This is a genomic window from Micromonospora sp. AB353 (assembly GCF_049538395.1).
In the GTDB taxonomy this organism is placed as follows: domain Bacteria; phylum Actinomycetota; class Actinomycetes; order Mycobacteriales; family Micromonosporaceae; genus Micromonospora; species Micromonospora aurantiaca.
The window spans coordinates 113,674-129,920 of the sequence record NZ_JBMVFV010000002.1; the positions used below are offsets into that span (position 1 = coordinate 113,674).

The following is a 16,247-nucleotide window of genomic DNA, read 5'->3' on the forward strand; positions in this document are numbered from 1 at the left end:
TTCCACGCTCAGGCCGCCGGGCTACGCGTCCGGGTCCCATGCCGCGATCCGGTCGAGTACGCGCCGGTCGCCCTCCATGGCGAGCGCGTCCAGCGGTATCCGGCCGTAGAAGGCCAGGACCAGATCACCGGCGGTGGACCGGGCGGCGGTGTCGGCCGGGCCCGCATCGCCTCCGAGGGGAAGGCGGGTGACCCGTGCGCCGTCGGGGGAGAGCCGCACGCGCCACCACTCGCCCTCGGTGAGGTGGTAGTCGAGGACGGCGGGCTCGTACGGCCACGGCACAGTGGTCGCGCAGCAGGTGAACAGGAAGTCCGCCACGCCGTCGAGGGCCACCTCGACCGGCAGCGGCTGCGGCGCGCCCACGGTGAGCTGGGCGTCGTAGGTGTGCACCGCGATCTCCTGGAGCTGGTGCCGGGCGACGGCGCCGCAATTCTGCGGCGACTGCGACGTGTCCCACCACGTCCAGCAGCCCCGATCGGGTCCGGCGTCGCCCAGCGCGGCCAGCAGCCGTTCGGTGGACTCGGCCAGCCAGTCGCGCAGCGCCGTACGCTCCCGGGGCGCGTCCGGACCGCCGGGTGCGGCCCGCCCGGAGGCCTCCGGTCCGGCGGCGACGGTGGCCGCCCAGGAGCGGCGTCCCTGACCGATGTGCCGGGCCAGGTCGAACAGCGTCCACCCGGGACAGGTCGGCACCGGCGCGTCGAGGTCCGGCGCGGCGGCGACCGCGTCCCGGAACGCGGCCGACCGGTCGTCGATCAGCCGCAGCCGATCGGGAAACGTCAGGGGTTCGGTCACCCCGGCTGTCTACCACCGTGCCCGGAGGCCCGACAGCGGGTTTCGGCGCGCACGTGCGCGGTGACGGCGTCGGCCACCTGCTCGGGCGGAGCGGACGCGTCGATCAGACGGGCGTCGGTCACCGACGCGAACGCGGTGAGGGCCCGGTCGACGTGGTCGTGCCGCCAGCCGCGGGCGCCGGACTCGACCTGGTCGGCGTCGATCCGGGCCCGCAACCGGTCCTCGGGGAGCGTGAGCACGACCTCGCGGACGTCGACGCCCGCGGCGCGGATGCCGCCGAGGATCTCCGCCCGGTACGCCGGGTCGAGCAGGCTCATCGGCACGATCCAGACGCCGGCGTGGTGCCGGTCCAGCCCGGTGACCGTCTGCACGACGAGGTGACGCCACAGGGGCAGATCCTGGAAGTCGCCGGTCGGCGGGGTGACGAACGCGGTGAGCATCGAGCCGAGGAACTCCGGGTCGAACAGCCGCGCATCCGGCAGCGCGTTCGTGAGCAGCCGCGCGGTGGTCGTCTTGCCGACACCGAACGCGCCGTTGAGCCAGACGATCACGCGATCATGATGCCATCACGCCGCGAAGTCGACGCCGGCGAGCGGCACGCCCCGGTACGCGGCGAGGCGCTCGGCCTCGGCGACCACCGCGTCGCGGGTGCTGCCGGTGAGCTTGCGCCAGGGCTGGACGGCGACGGTGAACGACCGGCCGGACTTGCGGGGCCGCCAGGTGCCGGCCAGATCCCCGTCGGCCAGCACGGCGCCGGGGCGGCCCAGCACCGGCCACAGCTCCGTGGCGCGGGCCGCGTCCGGCACGAGCGTCGCCCGGTCCTTCGCCTGGAGGAACAGGTCGAACGGGCCGAGCAGGCGGGTCGTCGTGGCGTCCGCCGACGCCAGCGCCGCCTCGTCGGCGGCGAGCAGCCAGCGCGTCTCGCCGTCGACGCTCACCTCGACCGCGTCGTGCGGCCAGCGGGCCTTGACCTCCTTGACCGGAGCGTCGAGGTAGTCGGCGACGTGCTTGGGCGTGGCCGGGCCGAGCAGCCGCAGGTACGCGCGGATGAGCTCGAACCGGTCGCCGGGCGCGGCGGCCGCACGGAAGCCGCGGATGCGTTCCAGGATCGGCGGTGACGTGTCGAGCCGCAGCTCCAGCCCGGCGCGCACGGCGGCCAGCCGGAACGGCATCTCGTAGAGGTGGATCGCGTCGCACGGCCGGCAGTGCCGCAGGTAGGGCTCGGGCATCACCTCGGCCAGGCGGCCGGAGACCGCGCCCTTGACCGTGGGCTCGCGGACGATCTCCCGCATCCGCGCGGCCACCTCGTCGAGCGCGGCGACGATGCCGATGCCCGCCGCCTTCAACGGCTTCGCCGCGTCGTAGATGCGCTTGCCCGCGTCGGCGTCGGAGAACGGCTCGACCGCGGCGGCCACCGCGCCCACGTCGGCGCGGCGGTAGAGGTGCGGGGCGCCGCGTACGGTCCAGAGCAGGACCAGGTCGTCGCCGGTCAGCGAGGTCACGTCGACGCCGCGCGTGGCGAGCGCCCACCGGCCGCCGTCGGGACCGGTGTCCTGTGCGCCGATGTCGAGCACGGCGGTGTCGGCGAGCGAGCCCCGCGCCCGGTCGAGCTGCTGGGCGCGGACGCGGAAGGCCAGCACCTGACGCCTGTCGGTCATCGTCACAGCGTAGGCGGGGGCACCGACACGTCCGGCGCGGAGCGCGGACCGGCGTGGCCGGGCGCCGTCAGCGGGCGGCGCCCGGTAGGGAGTCCGTCCGGCGGTCGGGGCCGGAGCGCTTGAGCAGGAACACCCCGCCGCCGATGAACACGAGGCTGAGCACGATCCCGACCAGGTTGCCGTCGGCGAGCGTGGCGAAGATGCCGAGCAGGCCGAGGATGACGGCCACGCCCCCGACCAGACGCATGACGTAACGACCGACTGCCTTGCCCCGTGAATCCATCATGGACGCCCGTCTACCCCCGCCGTCCTGCCGGCAAACGAGCAGCCCGCGTCAGCGAGCCGCGAGCAGCCGTTCGCGGACCTCGCGGCGCAGGATCTTGCCGATCTGGGAGTACGGCAGCTCGTCGACGATCACGACCCGGCGCGGCACCTTGTACCCGGCCAGGTGGGTGCGGCACGAGGTCCGGATCGCCTCCGGGCTGCCGGCCACCGCCGGGTCGACCACCACCGCGGCGACGACCTCCTCGCCGTCGTCGGTGGGCATGCCCACGGCGGCGGCCTCGCGTACGCCCGGGACGCGGCGCAGCGCCTCCTCCACCTCGGACGGGTAGACGTTGAACCCGCCGGTGATGATCAGTTCCTTGATCCGGTCGACGACCGTCACGAAGCCGTCGGCGTCCATGGTGACGATGTCGCCGGTACGCATCCAGCCGCCGGGCAGCAGCACCTTCGCGGTCTCCTCGGGCCGGTGCCAGTAGCCGGTGAACACCTGCGGCCCGCGGACCAGCAGTTCACCGGCCTCACCCGGCGCGCGGTCGCGGCTCGGGTCCTCGGGGTCGACGATGCGGACGTCGGTGGAGGGGAACGGCACGCCCACGGTGCCCGGCCGACGGGTCGGCGCGACCGGGTTGCCGACGGTGATCGGGGACGTCTCGGTCATGCCGTACCCCTCGACCAGCAGACCGCCGGTCACCTGCTCCCACAGCTCCACGGTGGCCGGTGGCAGCGACATCGCGCCGGAGATCGCGTACCGGATGGAGGTGAGGTCGACGCCGCGTTCGCGCGCGGCGGTGGCCAGCTTCGCGTAGACCGGCGGTACCGCGGGCAGGAACGTCGGCGGGCGGCGGCGGACCGCGTCGAGCACCTGGTCGGCGTCGAAGCGGGGGAACAGCACCAGCGTCGCGCCGATGCTCACGGCGAAGGTCAGGCAGAGCGTCAGCCCGTAGGCGTGGAACAGCGGCAGCACCGCGTACACCGTCTCCGCGCCGTCGCGCAGGCCCGGTACCCAGGCGCGGCCCTGCGCGGCGTTGGCGCGCAGGTTGCGGTGGGTCAGCACCGCACCCTTCGGCTCGCCGGTGGTGCCGCCTGTGTACTGGAGCAGCGCCACGTCGCCGGCCTCGGGCGCGGGATGCCCGGCGGGCAGCGGCCCGGCGGCGGCGACCAGCTCCGACCAGGGCAGGGCGCCGGGCGCGGGGGCGGTCATGGCGGCGCGGGCGGCGCGGACCTTCGGCAGCGGCACCCGCAGCGCCCACCGCTTGAGCCGCGGCAGCGCCGCGGTCAGGTCGACCGACACCACGGTACGCACGGCGCCGCGTCCCGCCACCAGCGGCGCGACCTTGTCCCAGGCGATCGCGACCGTCGCGCCGTGGTCGGTGAGCTGCCGGTCCAGCTCGTCGGCGGTGTAGAGCGGGTTGTGCTCGACGACGACCGCGCCGAGGCGCAGCACGGCGTAGAACGCGACCACGTGCTGCGGGCAGTTCGGCAGGACCAGAGCCACCCGGTCGCCCGGGCCGACGCCGAGCCGGCGCAGCGCCTCGGCGGCGCGGGCCACCTGGTCGGCCAGCTCGGTGAACGTGGTGGTGGCGCCGTAGAAGTCGAGCGCGACGCGGGGACCGAACCGTCCGGCCGCCTCGGTGAGCAGGTCGACGAGCGAGCCGTCCGGCTCGGCGATCTCGGCGGGCACCCCGGGTGCGTAGCTACGGGTCCAGGGTCGCTGGGCGGTCGCGTCCATCGCCGTTACTCCTCGTCGCGCGGATGACGCCCCCAGCCTAACTTAACCGGGCGGTAACCTACGCTCACGTAGGTTGCCGGGTGGGTCACACCCCCGCAGGTCAGCGGCGGCGGGTCGAATGCTGGTGCACCACCCGCCGTCCCTTCACGATCCCGAAGATGATGACCGCGGCGAGCGCGATCACGCCGATGACGACGAGCCAGCGGACCGCCTCCAGCAGCAGCCCGAGCAGGATGAGCACACCGGCGACCACGCCGACCACCCAGAGCAACGCACGCATGTCCCAGCCTCCCGTCGTACGGTGGGCCGTGCGCTTTCCCGCTGCTCGTGCGGCCATGCGCCGCCGGATGGATCAGTGCCGGGCCACGTACACGGTGTTCGCCGCCTCCCGGCCCTGCAACGGGTTCGGGAACCGGACGACGTGCGCCACCGAGGTCGGGAACACCTCGGTCAGCGTGCGCTGGAACGCCGGGTCCGGCGGGTCGTTCGACCACAGCGCGAAGACACCCTCCGGGTGCAGCAGTGCGGCCAGCCGACGCAGCCCGTCGACCGTGTAGAACGAGGCGTGGCTGGGGTGCAGCACCTGGCGGGGGGAGTGGTCCACGTCCAGCAGCACCGCGTGGAAGCGGCGGCCGGGCTCGTCCGGGTCGAGACCGTCGCCGGCCACAGCGGCGAAGAAGTCCGCCCGGACGAACCGGGTACGCGGATCGGTGGCCAGCCCGGCGGCGAACGGCAGTAGATCCCGCCGGTGCCAGTCGATCACGTCCTCGATCGCCTCGACCACCACCAGTGAGCGAACCCGGGGATCCTCCAGCGCGGTACGCGCGGTGTAGCCGAGGCCGAGCCCGCCGACCACCACGTCCAGCGCGTCACCGGTGAGCGGGGCCAGCCCGAGCCGGGCCAGTTCGATCTCCGCGACCGGGAAGGCGCTGGACATGAGGTACTCGTCGTCGAGCTTGACCTCGTACACCTCGGAGTCCAGTGCCGGGTCACGGCGCCGCCGCAGGCTGATCGCGCCGATCGGCGTCTCCCGCCAGGCCAGTTCCTCGAAACGCGCGCCCACCCGGTGTCCTCTCCGCTGATCCGTCCCCGGATGCTACCGGCCGGTCCCGGCCCCGGCCCGGCGAAACGGCGGCGGACGGCGGTCAGCCGGCGGGGCGGGTGGCGACCACCACGGTGTCCAGCGCGTCGACGGTCCCGCCGTCGGTGGCCGGGACCGGCCGGCGGGTCGTCTCGGCCCGCTGCACGCGCAGCCCGGCCAGCCCGTCGACCACCGACTCCGGCGTGAGCAGCACGTCCGGATCCTGCGGGCCGCCGACGCCGCCGGAGAGGTTTGCCAGGTCGTGGCCCACCACCACGAGCGTGCCGCCGAGGCGCAGCGCGGACTTCGCCGCGGCGAGCACCCCGGCGAACTCCGGCGCGGGCAGGTGCAGGTAGCTGATCAGCACCAGGTCGTAGCTGTTCGGCACCGGCCGGTAGGCGGTCACGTCCGCGACCCGCCAGTCGACTGTGACGCCCCGCGCGGCGGCCAGCTCCCGCCCCCGGTCGACGGCCACCGCGGAGAAGTCCACCGCGTTGACCCGCCAGCCCTGACCGGCCAGCCAGACCGCGTTGCGGCCCTCGCCGGCGGCGATGTCCAGCGCTGACCCGGGAGTCAGCCCGGTGACCGACTCGACCACGAAACGGTTGGGCTCAGCGCTCCACACCAGTCCGGGCGTGTCGGCGTACCGGCTGTCCCAGGCGCTGCTGTCCACTGTGTTCCCTCCTCCGGCGGCCCCACACCGCCATGGTGACCGTACCGGCCACGGCAAGCGCTCCCACGGCGAGTCCCCATACCGGCGGCAACTGCTGCGCGAGCACGAACACGCCCATCACCACGACGAACCAGCCGAACCCCCGGCGCAGCAGGTCGGCCGGGATCCGCCCGGCGAGCCGGCCACCGAGCAGGCTGCCGACGACGGCGGCGGCGGTGACCCCGGCGGCCAGACCCCAGTGGATCTGCACGCTGGACAGGTAGCCGGCCAGACCGGCGAACGACTTCATCGCGATGACGACCAGCGAGGTGCCGACGGCTACCGGCATCGGCAACCCGCCCAGCAGGGCCAGAGCGGGTACGACCAGGAAGCCGCCGCCGGCGCCGACCAGGCCGGTGACCAGGCCGACGACCACACCGTCCCCGACCACCCGCAGCATCGGCAGCTCGTGCGGCACCGGGCGGCCCTCGGCGGACCGGCGGCCCCGCAGCATCGCGACCGCGGTGGCGAGCATCATCAGCGCGAACCCGGTCAGCAGGACGCCGGCCGGGACGAACTCGGCCAGCCGGCCGCCCGCGTACGCGCCGGTCATGCCGGCCACACCGAAGATGAGCCCGGTACGCCAGCGGACCCGGTTCGCCCGGGCGTGCGGCAGTACGCCGACGGCACTGGTCACGCCGACGACCAGCAGCGAGGTGGCGATCGCCTCCTTGGCGGGCAGATCGGCGACGTAGACCAGCAGCGGTACGGCGAGGATCGACCCGCCGCCGCCGAGCAGGCCCAGCGTCACGCCGATCAGCACCGCGCCGGCCAGCGTCAGGACGAGAGTCGTCACTTGCGGCTCCCGTCACGCAACTGCCCCACGATCGTGTCCAGGTCGCAGCTCGCGCCGCGGTTGTACGGCAGCTTGCTCAGCAGCATGCCCATGGCACAGGTGTTTGTGAGCGCGGCGAACGTGAGACCCGCGCCGATGAACGCGGCGACCCACTTCAGGCCGGGCACGAACACCGAACCGAGGACGGCGGCGAGCACGATCGAGCCGGCGACGAGGCGTACCTGGCGCTCCAGGTCCCAGCGCGGCCGGCCCTGGTTGACCGGGGCGTTCGTGGCCTGCCAGGCCAGCATGCCGCCGTCGAGCACCTTCACGTTGGGCAGGCCGACGGTGCCGAGCGCCTGACCGGCCTGGCCGGCCCGGACGCCGGAGCGGCAGATCAGCACCACGTCCTCGTCCAGGTGGCTGCGCAGCTCCGCGCGGTGCTCCCGGAGCAGGTCCAGCGGCACGTTGTACGCGCCGGGGATGTGCGCGGCCTCGAACTCACCGGGCGTGCGCACGTCGAGCATTCGGGGCGTACGGCCGGCGGCGATCAGCTCGCGCAGCGTCGCCGCGTCGATGGTGGTGGGGGTGGTCGTGGTCATGCTTCGGTCTCCTTCAGCGGGTGTTTTCGGGCAGTGTCGGGCGCCGGCCGGCGTAGGGACACGCCGGCCGGGGGCTCGGGGAGAGGTCAGGCGGCGGGCGCCATGCGTACGCCGGCCGCCTCGGCCCGGGCGTACGAGTCGTCGATCAGCACCACGTCACGGCCGGCGTTGGCGAGCAGGGACGCGGCGGCGGTGGCCCGGTAGCCGGAGCCGCAGTGCACCCACACCGTCCCGGCGGGGATGTCGGCGAGCCGCTTCGGCACGTCCGGCAGCGGCACGTGCACCGCACCGTCGATGTGCCCGGCCTTCCACTCGTTCGTCATCCGCACGTCGAGGACGACCTGCGGCGCGGGCAGCCCGGCCGGGGTCCTCCCGGCCTGCGCGGCGGCGAGCGCGTCGAAGTCGGCCACCGCCATCTCCCGCAGCTGCGACGGGTCCGTGGTCCACTGCTCGGGCTCGCCGGTGGCCTGGGCGGCCGGGCGGTCGATGCCGATGCGGACCAGTTCCCGCTGGGCGTCGGCGACCTGCTCCGGGGTCTGCGCCAGGAACGTGATCGGCACGCCCCAGTCGATCAGCCAGCCGAGCCACGTCGACATCGGCCCGTCCAAGCCGAGGCTGACGGTGCCGGCCAGGTGCGAGGCCGCGTACGCCTTGCGGTGGCGCAGGTCGACCACCCACTCGCCGGCGGCGATACGACGGCGCAGCTCGCCGGCGTCGGCGCGGGCCACCGGGGTGAGGTCGACCGGGGCGGGACCGGCGGCGTTGGCGACGCCCATGTGCGCGTAGTACGCCGGGTAGGCGTCCAGCCCGGCCAGCGTCTCGGTGACGAACTGGTCGGCGGCCAGCCGCAGCACCGGATTGGCCTCCTTCTCCCGGCCGATCGTCGACTCGGGGGCGTCGGCCTGGCTGGCCGAGCAGAAGCTGCCGAAGCCGTGCGTGGGCCAGACCTGCGCGCCGTCGGGCAGCAGGTCGGCCAGCTTGCGCGCCGAGGCGTACTGGTGGTGCGCCAGCTCGTGGGCGTACTGCTGGCCGAGCAGGTCGGTGCGGCCTGTGGTGCCGAACAGCAGCGAGCCGCCGGTGAACACACCGGCCGCCGCCCAGCCGCCGTCGGTGGCCTCGTCGAGCGCGTACGACAGGTGGTGGAAGGTGTGCCCCGGGGTGCCGATCACCCGCAGCCGCATGGTGTCCGACACCGGCACGGTGTCGCCGTCGGCGGCCGGGGTCCGGTCGAACTCGACCGTGTCGGCGGCAGCCACCAGGTACTGCGCGCCGGTGATCCGGGCCAGCTCCAGGCCGCCGGAGACGTAGTCGTTGTGGATGTGCGTCTCGACCACGTGCGTGATCCGTACGCCCTTGGCGCCGGCCAGGTACAGGACGCGGTCGATGTCGCGCTGCGGGTCGACCACGATCGCCACCCGGCCGTCGGAGGCGAGGTAGCTGCGGTCGCCGAGCGAGGAGGTCGCGATGACGGACACGTCGAGAGTCATGCCGTTTCCTCTCATTGCCTATATACCCCCGGGGGTATGCATGGGACAGTCTGCGGCCTGGGTTCTCCAGGCAGGTGTTTACCCGCCCGCGTCGCGGTCACACGGCGCGGGCGGGGCTCGGCCGGTCAGGCGGGTGCCGTCAGGCCAGGGGAGCTGTCAGGCTGGGGAGCCGTCAGGCGAGGGACAGGAAGAGCTTCTCCAGCTCCTCCTCGGTCATCTCCGGCTCCTCGCCCGCCTGGCGGGCGGCGTCGCAGTAGCGCATGCCGGAGGCGATGATCTTGAAGCCGGCCCGGTCGATGGCCTTGGAGACCGCGGCGAGCTGAGTCAGCGCGGCGCGGCAGTCCTCGCCGTTCTCCATCATCTCGATGACGGCGTTGAGCTGCCCCCGGGCCCGCTTGAGCCGGGTCAGCGCCTCGCCTGTCATCTCCGGTCGAAGATTCACGTCGTACCTCCTGCGCTCGAAGATACCCCAGGGGGTACCCGTACCGCCACTCGTCAGGCGGTCTTGGTCCGAACCTCGTCCATGTCGAGGTCGCGCACGGCCCGGATCAGCTCCTCCAGCCCGGCCGTCGGCAGGGCGCCCGGCTGGGCGAACACCAGCACGCCGTCCCGGAACGCCATCAGTGTCGGGATCGACCGGATCTGGGCGGCGGCCGCCAGGGCCGGCTCGGCCTCGGTGTCGACCTTGCCGAAGACGATGTCCGGGTGTTGCTCGCTGGACTTCTCGTAGACCGGCGCGAACGCCCGGCAGGGGCCGCACCAGCCGGCCCAGAAGTCGACAAGGACGATGCCGTCCCGGTTGACCGTCTCTGCGAAGTCGGTGGTGGTCAACGCCACGCTGGCCATCAGTACCTCCGTCGGTTCGGGTTCCGTCATGTGTAACACACCCCCGGGGGTATCCATTCCAGGTGGTGCTGCGGCCGGTGCGCCGTGATCGACTCCAGGTCGGGGAAGTGGTGGGGTCCGGGTGGGTGGGATGCAACCACTTCGGCGTACCGGCGGATCGGGGGACCGACGAAGGGGCGGTGAGGGACACGCAGGGTCGCCGGGGCATCGACGGAGCGCTTATCCTGTGCGCCGACCATCCCGGCGGGAAGGGACACGATGGCGTCGCGGCAGGACCAGCTGCACTCGTACCAGTTCACCGTCCAGCGGGCGGTCGCCGCGCTCGTCATGCGGGAGACGGACCCGCCGCAGTCCCCGTTCCGCCGGCTGGCCGGCGCCGGTCTGGCCAGCGTCCTGGTCGCGGCGATCGCGCTCGGCGGCGTCGCCCTCTACGGCCTGTTCACCGGCGGCGGTGACTCGTGGCGCGAGACCGGCGCGGTGATCGTGGAGAAGGAGTCGGGCGCGCGTTTCGTCTACCGCGACGACAAGCTGCACCCGGTGCTCAACTACGCCTCCGCGCTGCTGATCATCGGGGCGGAGCAGCCGAAGACGGTGCTGGTCGGCCGCCGGGCCATCGAGGGAGTGCCACGCGGCCTGCCGCTGGGCATCGCCGACGCGCCGGACTCGCTGCCCGCGCCGAACCGGCTCGTCCGCGACGCCTGGACGCTCTGCTCGGTACCGGGTGACGACACGGGGCGCGGGGAGGCCGTGCGCGGCGAGGCCCGCTCGGTGCTGCTGATCGGGCGGGAAGCCACCGGTGGCCGGCCGCTCGGCGACCAGGGCCTGCTCGCCCGCCACCCGGACGGCGGCCTGCACCTGCTCTGGCACGACCGGCGCTACCTGCTGCGCGACACCGACCGGGTGCTCGCCGCGCTCGCCGCCACCCGGGAACGGGCGGTGCCGGTGGCGGCGGCGCTGCTGAACACGCTCCCCGCCGGCGCCGACCTGGCCCCGCCGCCGGTGGACGACCTCGGTGAGCCGTCCGAGCGGGTCACCGGCGCGGCGGTGGGCGACGTCTACCTGGTGCGCAACTCCGGTGGCGGCCGGCAGTACGCGGTCGCCCAGCGCGGCGGGCTGGCAGCGATCACCGAGTTACAGGCCGCGTTGCTGCTGGCCCGCACCGGCCAGCGGGAGCCGGAACCGATCACGCTCGGCCGGTTCGCCGCACTGCCGAAGCTGCCCGGTCTGGTGCCGGGTGGGCCGGCCGCGCCGCCCGCCGTACCGCCCCGGCTGGCCGCCGCCGAGGGCGCGCTCTGCGCGCGGGCCGGCGACGACACCGGCGTACGCGACCTGCGCCTCGGCGTCGCCGCGCCGGACCCGGCCGCCGCCGCGCGGGCGGGCGGCCGGGCCGGGCTCGCCGACGCGGTCGTGGTCGAGCCGGGCCGCGGCGCGCTGGTGGAGGCGGTGCCCGCGCCGGGCGCGACCGGCGGCGCGATCTGCGTGGTCACCGACCTGGGCCGGCGGTACGCGCTGACCGGCGCCGACGTGCCGGGCATGCTCGGGTACGCGGGCGTGCGCCCGGGGCGGCTGCCTGCGGGCCTGGTGGACCTGCTGCCGGCGGGCAGCCCGCTCGACCCGGAGGCCGCCCGCACGGTGGCCGCACCCGCCTGAGCGCCGGGCGGCCGGCTCGAACGCACCGGGCGCGGGCCGGGCCGGAAAGAACGGCGATCAGCCGGCGGGGCGGCGCAGCACGCTCACCGCGAAGTCGGCGTCGTCGCGCCACGGCCGCAGATCCCAGGTGGCGAAGCGGTGCTCGGGGCGCAGCCCGGCGGCGACCGCGTCGGCGTCCAGGTCCGCCACCGGGTAGCCGCGGTCGGTGGCGAAGCCGACCACGACCACGCCGTCCGGGCGCACGTGCGCGGCGACGCGGGCCAGCACGTCGCGTTCGGTGCCGGGGGCGACGAAGACCATCACGTTGCCGGCCAGCACGGCGGCGTCGAACGGCTCGGCCTCACCCTGCGCGGCCAGGTCCAGCTCGGCCAGGTCGGCGACCAGGAAGCGGGGACCGGGGTGGTCGGCGCGGGCCGCCTCGACCAGCGTCGGGTCGGCGTCCACGCCCACGGCGTCGTGCCCGCGCGCGGCGAGCGCGGCGGCGACCCGGCCGGTCCCGCAGCCGGCGTCCAGCACGCGCGCGCCCGGCGGCACGAGCGCGTCGAGCAGCCGCGCCTCACCGGACAGGTCGGCGCCCTCGGCGGCGAGCTGACGGAACCGGTCCACGTACCACTGCGAGTGGCCGGGCTTCGTGTCGGTCACCCAGCGGGTCGGCTTGCCCATGAGGCCACCGTAACTGATCTTGTGGCGGCGGGTCAGGCGAGCGCCAGGAACGTGCCGGCGGCGAGCGGCCCGCCGAGCGCGATGCCGGCCAGCACCTGCGGCCAGGTGTGGTCGCCGAGCCGTACCCGGGACCAGCCGACGGCCGCGACGAGCACCCAGCCCAGGTGCGCTGCCGGGCCGGCCAGCGGCACCAGCACGGCGACGGTGGCGGCGGCTACCGCCGCGTGGATGCTCAGCTTCCACCAGTGGTTCACCAGCGCGCAGGCCGCGCCGACCACGAAGACCACCACGATCACGGCGAACAGTCCGGCCGGCGCGCGGACCGCCACCAGCAGCAGCAACCCGGCCGCGACCGAGGCCAGCCCGATCGACAGCGGCCGGGCCCGCTGCGTGCGGTCGCCGACGTGCCGGTCGGTGAGGCGCCCGCGGCGGACGCCGTGCACGAGTACGGCGATCGGGATGACGGCGCAGAACGTGAGCGCGATGCCGCCCCAGAGCAGGAACTGGCCCGCCGAGCGGCTGACCCGGGCGGCGGCGATCAGCGGCAGCGCCGTGACCAGGACGGTCGGGGCGAGCGCCTCGGTGAGCAGCCGGGCCGCCCGCGCGCCGGCCCGGGGCTCCCGTGATGCTCGCACCCGATCATCCTGGCACGGACGCTCAGCCCTTCTCGGCCCCGCTGGTGAGTCCCTCGGTGAGCAGGCGTTCCCCGGCGAAGAACAGCACCACGATCGGCAGCGTGAGGATGACCGAGCCGGCCATCAGCACGGTCTTGGGCACCTCGACGCCGTCGGCGAGCAGCGACAGGCCCAGCGACACGGTCCACCGGTCCGGCCGGTCGACCAGGAACAGCAGCGCGAACAGGTACTCGTTCCACGCGATCATGAAGTCGTACAGCGCGACGGCCATCACCGACGGGGCCGCGAGGGGCAGGCTGACCCGGCGGATGATGCCGAGCCGGCCGGCTCCGTCGATCGCCGCTGACTCCTCCAGGCTGACCGGGATCGTCTCGAAGTAGTTCTTCAGCATGTAGACCGACACCGGCAGCGTCTGCGAGATGTAGACGAGCACCAGGCCGGTCAGCGACCCGCGCAGCCCGGCTCGGGTGAAGACCACGAACAGCGGGATCGCGATGACGATGGACGGGAACAGGTAGACCGCCAGGAACAGCGCGCTGACCTGGCGGCGGCCGAAGAACCGCAGGCGGGACACCGCGTACGCGCCGGGGATGGCGATCACCAGGGTGAGCGCGGTGGCGGCGAGCGCCACCAGGCCGCTGTTGCGGATGAACGTGAGGAAGCCCTGGCCGCCGTCGGAGACGGACTTCAGCACCTCGGCGTACGTGGCGACGGTCAGCTCGCCGAACGGCACCCAGAGCGAGCCGGGTTCGAGCAGCAGGCGTTCGATCGGGCGTACCGACAGCACCAGCATGTACCAGAACGGCAGCAACGTGACCACCAGGAACCCGGCGATCACCAGCCGGCGCAGCCAGCGCAGGCTGACCGTCTCGATCCGGTCCCGGTCCATCACGCCTCCCGTCGCGCGCCGAAGAAGCGCAGGTAGATCGCCACGAACACGAGCAGCACCACGGCCAGGACGACGGCCTGGGCGGCGGCCGCCCCGATGTCGGTGCGGGCGGTGAGGAACTGGTAGACCCGGACGCTCACCACCTCGGTGCCGGCGGCGCCGCCGGTGAGCAGGTAGACGTCGTCGAACTTGTTGAACGTCATGATGAAGCGGAGCACGCCGATCAACGCGATCACCGGCATGAGCTGCGGCAGCAGGATGTGCCGGAACCGCTGGGTAGGTGTGGCCCCGTCGACCCGGGCGGCCTCCTCCAGCTCACCGGGCACCGCCTGGAGCCGGGCCAGCAGGAACAGGAACGCGAACGGGAAGTAGCGCCACGCCTCGAACGCGATGACCGTCCACAGCGCGGTGGAGTCCTGGGACAGGAACGGCACCGGCTGATCCCAGCCGAGGAAGCGCCGCCCCCAGTCGTTGACGATGCCGAGCTGCGGGTCCAGCATCACCTGCCAGACGAACGTCATGGCGACCACCGGCGCCACGTACGGCAGCAGCATCGACGCGCGGACCAGCGTGCGGCCGCGGAACGGCCCGCGTACGGCGAGCGCCGCCACCAGGCCCACCACGATCGAGCCGGCGGTGCCGCCGACGCTGTAGAGCACAGTGGTCCAGAGCGTGTCGGCGAACCCGGGCGTGTGCAGCACCCGGTCGATGTTGTCCAGGGTCAGCTCGCCGAACAGGCCGGTCTTGCGCAGCGTCGCCAGGCGTACCCGCTGGAAGGCCAGCACCACCGTCCAGACGATGGGTATGCCGATCACCGCGACCACGACGAGCAGGGTCGGGGTGACAAGCGCGAGCCCGGCGCGGGACTCGCGGCGGCGCAGCGTCAGCGGGCGTCGGCCGGGTCGGCGGGCTCGCTCCGGCGCGGGGGAGCGGCCGGCCTCCGGCGCGGTGGTGGTCAATTGACGCCCTTGGCTATCGCCTCGACGTCCTTGCGGGCGCGTTCGGCGGCGGCGCGGGCGTCGGACCTGCCGCCGACGACGTCGGCGAGCGCCTTGGGCACGGGCAGTTCACCGAGGATGGCGCCGACGAGTTTGCCCTGGTTCTCGGTCAGGCCCCAGCGCTGGAACGTGTCCGGACTCTTCCGCAGGGTGGCGAGCACGTCCTCGCCGTACACCTCGGACAGCGGCTTCTTGGTGTCCACGCCGGCCGGGCTGGTGTTCCAGGCGGTCCGGAACTTCTGCTCGTCCTCTCGCGTGCCGGTACGCACCGGGAAGCGCCCCTCGGGGGACATGCCGAACCAGCGCGGGTAGCCGTCGGAGAGCATGTACTCCACGAACGACTTCGCCGGGTCGGCCGCGCCGTCGAGCACGGCCCAGGAGCTGACCTCGCCGTACTGGGCGGGTTCGGTGCCGTTCGGGCCCTTGATCGCGGTGACGAAGCCGCTGTTCTTGGCGAGCCAGGCCGGGTCGGACTGGCACTGCGGGCAGGTGGGCCGGGCGTCGGCGCGCAACCCGGCCAGCTCGTCGAGGATGAACGGCGACCAGATCAGCATGGCCGCCTTGCCGGCGAAGTAGGTGGCCCGGGTGGTGTCGACGTCCTGGGCGCCCTTGACCGAGTTGTTCCGCATCAGGTCGCCGTAGAAGCGGAACGCCTCGACGCACGCGGGGGAGTCGAGCGTGACTTTGCCGGAGTCGTCGGTGAGCCGGCAGTCGTTCGCCAGCGCCAGGTGCTCGAACGTCTGCTGGGTGAACACGTCGCCGGGGGAGGTGGCCGCGGTGATGCCGGCGACGCCGCCGGTGTTCAGCTTCGCCGCCGCGGCGGCGATCTTCTCGTACGTGTCGGGCGCCGGCAGGCCGGCGGCGGCGAACAGGTCCTTGCGGTAGACGAGCAGCTGGCCCCACCCGTCGCTCGGTACGGCGAGCTGCGTGCCGCCGTCGCTGGTGAGTTCCAGCGCGCGGGGCGTGAACGTGTCCCGGCCGAGCCGGTCGACCACCGCGCCGTTGGCGTCCGTGTCGAGGAGCTCGTTCGCGGACAGCGTGCGCACCCCGGCCAGCGAGACCGAGCCGACCACGTCGGGCAGGTCGCCGGCGGCGGCGCTGGAGGCGATCAGGGACGGGAACTGGTCCTCGTTGACGGTGACCAGGTTGACCTTGACGCCGGTCTTGGCGGTGTAGTCGGCGATGATCGTCTTGGTGGCGGCGACGCGGTCCGCCACGTCTTCCAGGCTCCAGACGGTGATCTGCGAGCTGTCGGATTTCTGCCCGTCGTCGCTGCATGCGGCCACGCCGGTCCCGGCCAGTGCCAGGATCAGGCTGATGGCGAGCCGCCGCGTGGAGGGTGATGACATCGGTGGCACTCCTCTCGAAAGAGTACGGCCTGCCGCTAATACCCATCGATTCATCAATCTAATCACATATGCCCATTTTTTGGGTTAGACTCGGGG

At 73.6% G+C, this 16,247-nt stretch carries 19 protein-coding genes; 1 reads left to right on the forward strand and 18 read right to left on the reverse strand.

The genetic code is table 11. The annotated features are described in order from the left end of the window. Positions 1–21 precede the first annotated feature (21 nt). The 13 genes from ACPCK6_RS01720 to trxA form a co-directional block, all read right to left on the reverse strand. Complete coding sequence (locus tag ACPCK6_RS01720; RefSeq protein ID WP_423480141.1) at positions 22–792, reverse strand: maleylpyruvate isomerase N-terminal domain-containing protein; 771 nt, start codon at positions 790–792, stop codon at positions 22–24. Continuing rightward, complete coding sequence (locus tag ACPCK6_RS01725) at positions 789–1,343, reverse strand: P-loop nucleotide/nucleoside kinase family protein (protein WP_396881631.1); 555 nt, start codon at positions 1,341–1,343, stop codon at positions 789–791. Before ACPCK6_RS01725 ends, ACPCK6_RS01720 begins: the two co-directional genes overlap by 4 nt. Positions 1,344–1,358: 15 nt before the next feature. Beyond that, complete coding sequence (locus tag ACPCK6_RS01730; RefSeq protein WP_396881632.1) at positions 1,359–2,450, reverse strand: DNA glycosylase AlkZ-like family protein; 1,092 nt, start codon at positions 2,448–2,450, stop codon at positions 1,359–1,361. Between the two features lie 67 nt (positions 2,451–2,517). Beyond that, positions 2,518–2,697 (reverse strand): hypothetical protein, encoded by a 180-nt coding sequence (locus ACPCK6_RS01735; RefSeq protein ID WP_423480142.1) that lies wholly within the window; start codon positions 2,695–2,697, stop codon positions 2,518–2,520. Between the two features lie 87 nt (positions 2,698–2,784). Further along, the gene (locus tag ACPCK6_RS01740) at positions 2,785–4,464 is read right to left on the reverse strand and encodes a long-chain-fatty-acid--CoA ligase (RefSeq protein WP_396881633.1); all 1,680 of its coding nucleotides are present in this window, start codon (positions 4,462–4,464) and stop codon (positions 2,785–2,787) included. A gap of 100 nt (positions 4,465–4,564) precedes the next feature. Then, positions 4,565–4,744, reverse strand: coding sequence for a hypothetical protein (locus ACPCK6_RS01745; RefSeq protein WP_318333794.1), 180 nt, complete (start codon positions 4,742–4,744; stop codon positions 4,565–4,567). Positions 4,745–4,816: 72 nt separating this feature from the next. Next, positions 4,817–5,527, reverse strand: coding sequence for a polyamine aminopropyltransferase (locus tag ACPCK6_RS01750; protein WP_396881634.1), 711 nt, complete (start codon positions 5,525–5,527; stop codon positions 4,817–4,819). Between the two features lie 82 nt (positions 5,528–5,609). Further along, complete coding sequence (locus tag ACPCK6_RS01755; RefSeq protein WP_423480143.1) at positions 5,610–6,218, reverse strand: class I SAM-dependent methyltransferase; 609 nt, start codon at positions 6,216–6,218, stop codon at positions 5,610–5,612. After that, positions 6,157–7,053, reverse strand: coding sequence for a sulfite exporter TauE/SafE family protein (locus tag ACPCK6_RS01760; protein ID WP_318333797.1), 897 nt, complete (start codon positions 7,051–7,053; stop codon positions 6,157–6,159). The genes ACPCK6_RS01755 and ACPCK6_RS01760 overlap by 62 nt, the downstream gene beginning before the upstream one ends. Beyond that, complete coding sequence (locus ACPCK6_RS01765; protein ID WP_135239808.1) at positions 7,050–7,634, reverse strand: rhodanese-like domain-containing protein; 585 nt, start codon at positions 7,632–7,634, stop codon at positions 7,050–7,052. The genes ACPCK6_RS01760 and ACPCK6_RS01765 overlap by 4 nt, the downstream gene beginning before the upstream one ends. A gap of 86 nt (positions 7,635–7,720) precedes the next feature. Next, complete coding sequence (locus tag ACPCK6_RS01770) at positions 7,721–9,121, reverse strand: rhodanese-like domain-containing protein (RefSeq protein ID WP_423480144.1); 1,401 nt, start codon at positions 9,119–9,121, stop codon at positions 7,721–7,723. A gap of 172 nt (positions 9,122–9,293) precedes the next feature. Then, positions 9,294–9,563, reverse strand: coding sequence for a metal-sensitive transcriptional regulator (locus tag ACPCK6_RS01775; RefSeq protein WP_013285930.1), 270 nt, complete (start codon positions 9,561–9,563; stop codon positions 9,294–9,296). Positions 9,564–9,616: 53 nt separating this feature from the next. Then, entirely contained in the window at positions 9,617–9,967 is a 351-nt protein-coding gene (trxA, locus tag ACPCK6_RS01780; RefSeq protein ID WP_128137484.1) for a thioredoxin, read from the reverse strand. 258 nt (positions 9,968–10,225) lie between these two features. Between trxA and eccB the strand changes: the two genes are divergently transcribed. Continuing rightward, on the forward strand, positions 10,226–11,617 hold the full coding sequence (eccB, locus tag ACPCK6_RS01785; RefSeq protein ID WP_423480145.1) for a type VII secretion protein EccB: 1,392 nt from the start codon (positions 10,226–10,228) through the stop codon (positions 11,615–11,617). Positions 11,618–11,674: 57 nt separating this feature from the next. Here the strand turns inward: eccB and ACPCK6_RS01790 are convergent, their stop codons facing one another. Genes ACPCK6_RS01790 through ACPCK6_RS01810 form a run of 5 tightly spaced genes read right to left on the reverse strand, consistent with a single transcriptional unit; the run spans position 11,675 to position 16,151 of the window. Further along, positions 11,675–12,280 (reverse strand): class I SAM-dependent methyltransferase, encoded by a 606-nt coding sequence (locus ACPCK6_RS01790; RefSeq protein ID WP_423480146.1) that lies wholly within the window; start codon positions 12,278–12,280, stop codon positions 11,675–11,677. A gap of 32 nt (positions 12,281–12,312) precedes the next feature. Next, positions 12,313–12,915: a phosphatase PAP2 family protein gene (locus tag ACPCK6_RS01795; protein ID WP_423480147.1), complete on the reverse strand. Its 603-nt coding sequence runs from the start codon at positions 12,913–12,915 to the stop codon at positions 12,313–12,315. A gap of 22 nt (positions 12,916–12,937) precedes the next feature. Beyond that, positions 12,938–13,804 (reverse strand): carbohydrate ABC transporter permease, encoded by an 867-nt coding sequence (locus tag ACPCK6_RS01800; RefSeq protein WP_013285935.1) that lies wholly within the window; start codon positions 13,802–13,804, stop codon positions 12,938–12,940. Next, positions 13,804–14,763, reverse strand: a complete 960-nt coding sequence (locus ACPCK6_RS01805; RefSeq protein WP_423480148.1) for a carbohydrate ABC transporter permease — start codon at positions 14,761–14,763, stop codon at positions 13,804–13,806. Before ACPCK6_RS01805 ends, ACPCK6_RS01800 begins: the two co-directional genes overlap by 1 nt. Further along, positions 14,760–16,151: an ABC transporter substrate-binding protein gene (locus ACPCK6_RS01810; protein ID WP_423480149.1), complete on the reverse strand. Its 1,392-nt coding sequence runs from the start codon at positions 16,149–16,151 to the stop codon at positions 14,760–14,762. The genes ACPCK6_RS01805 and ACPCK6_RS01810 overlap by 4 nt, the downstream gene beginning before the upstream one ends. Positions 16,152–16,247: the final 96 nt, after the last annotated feature.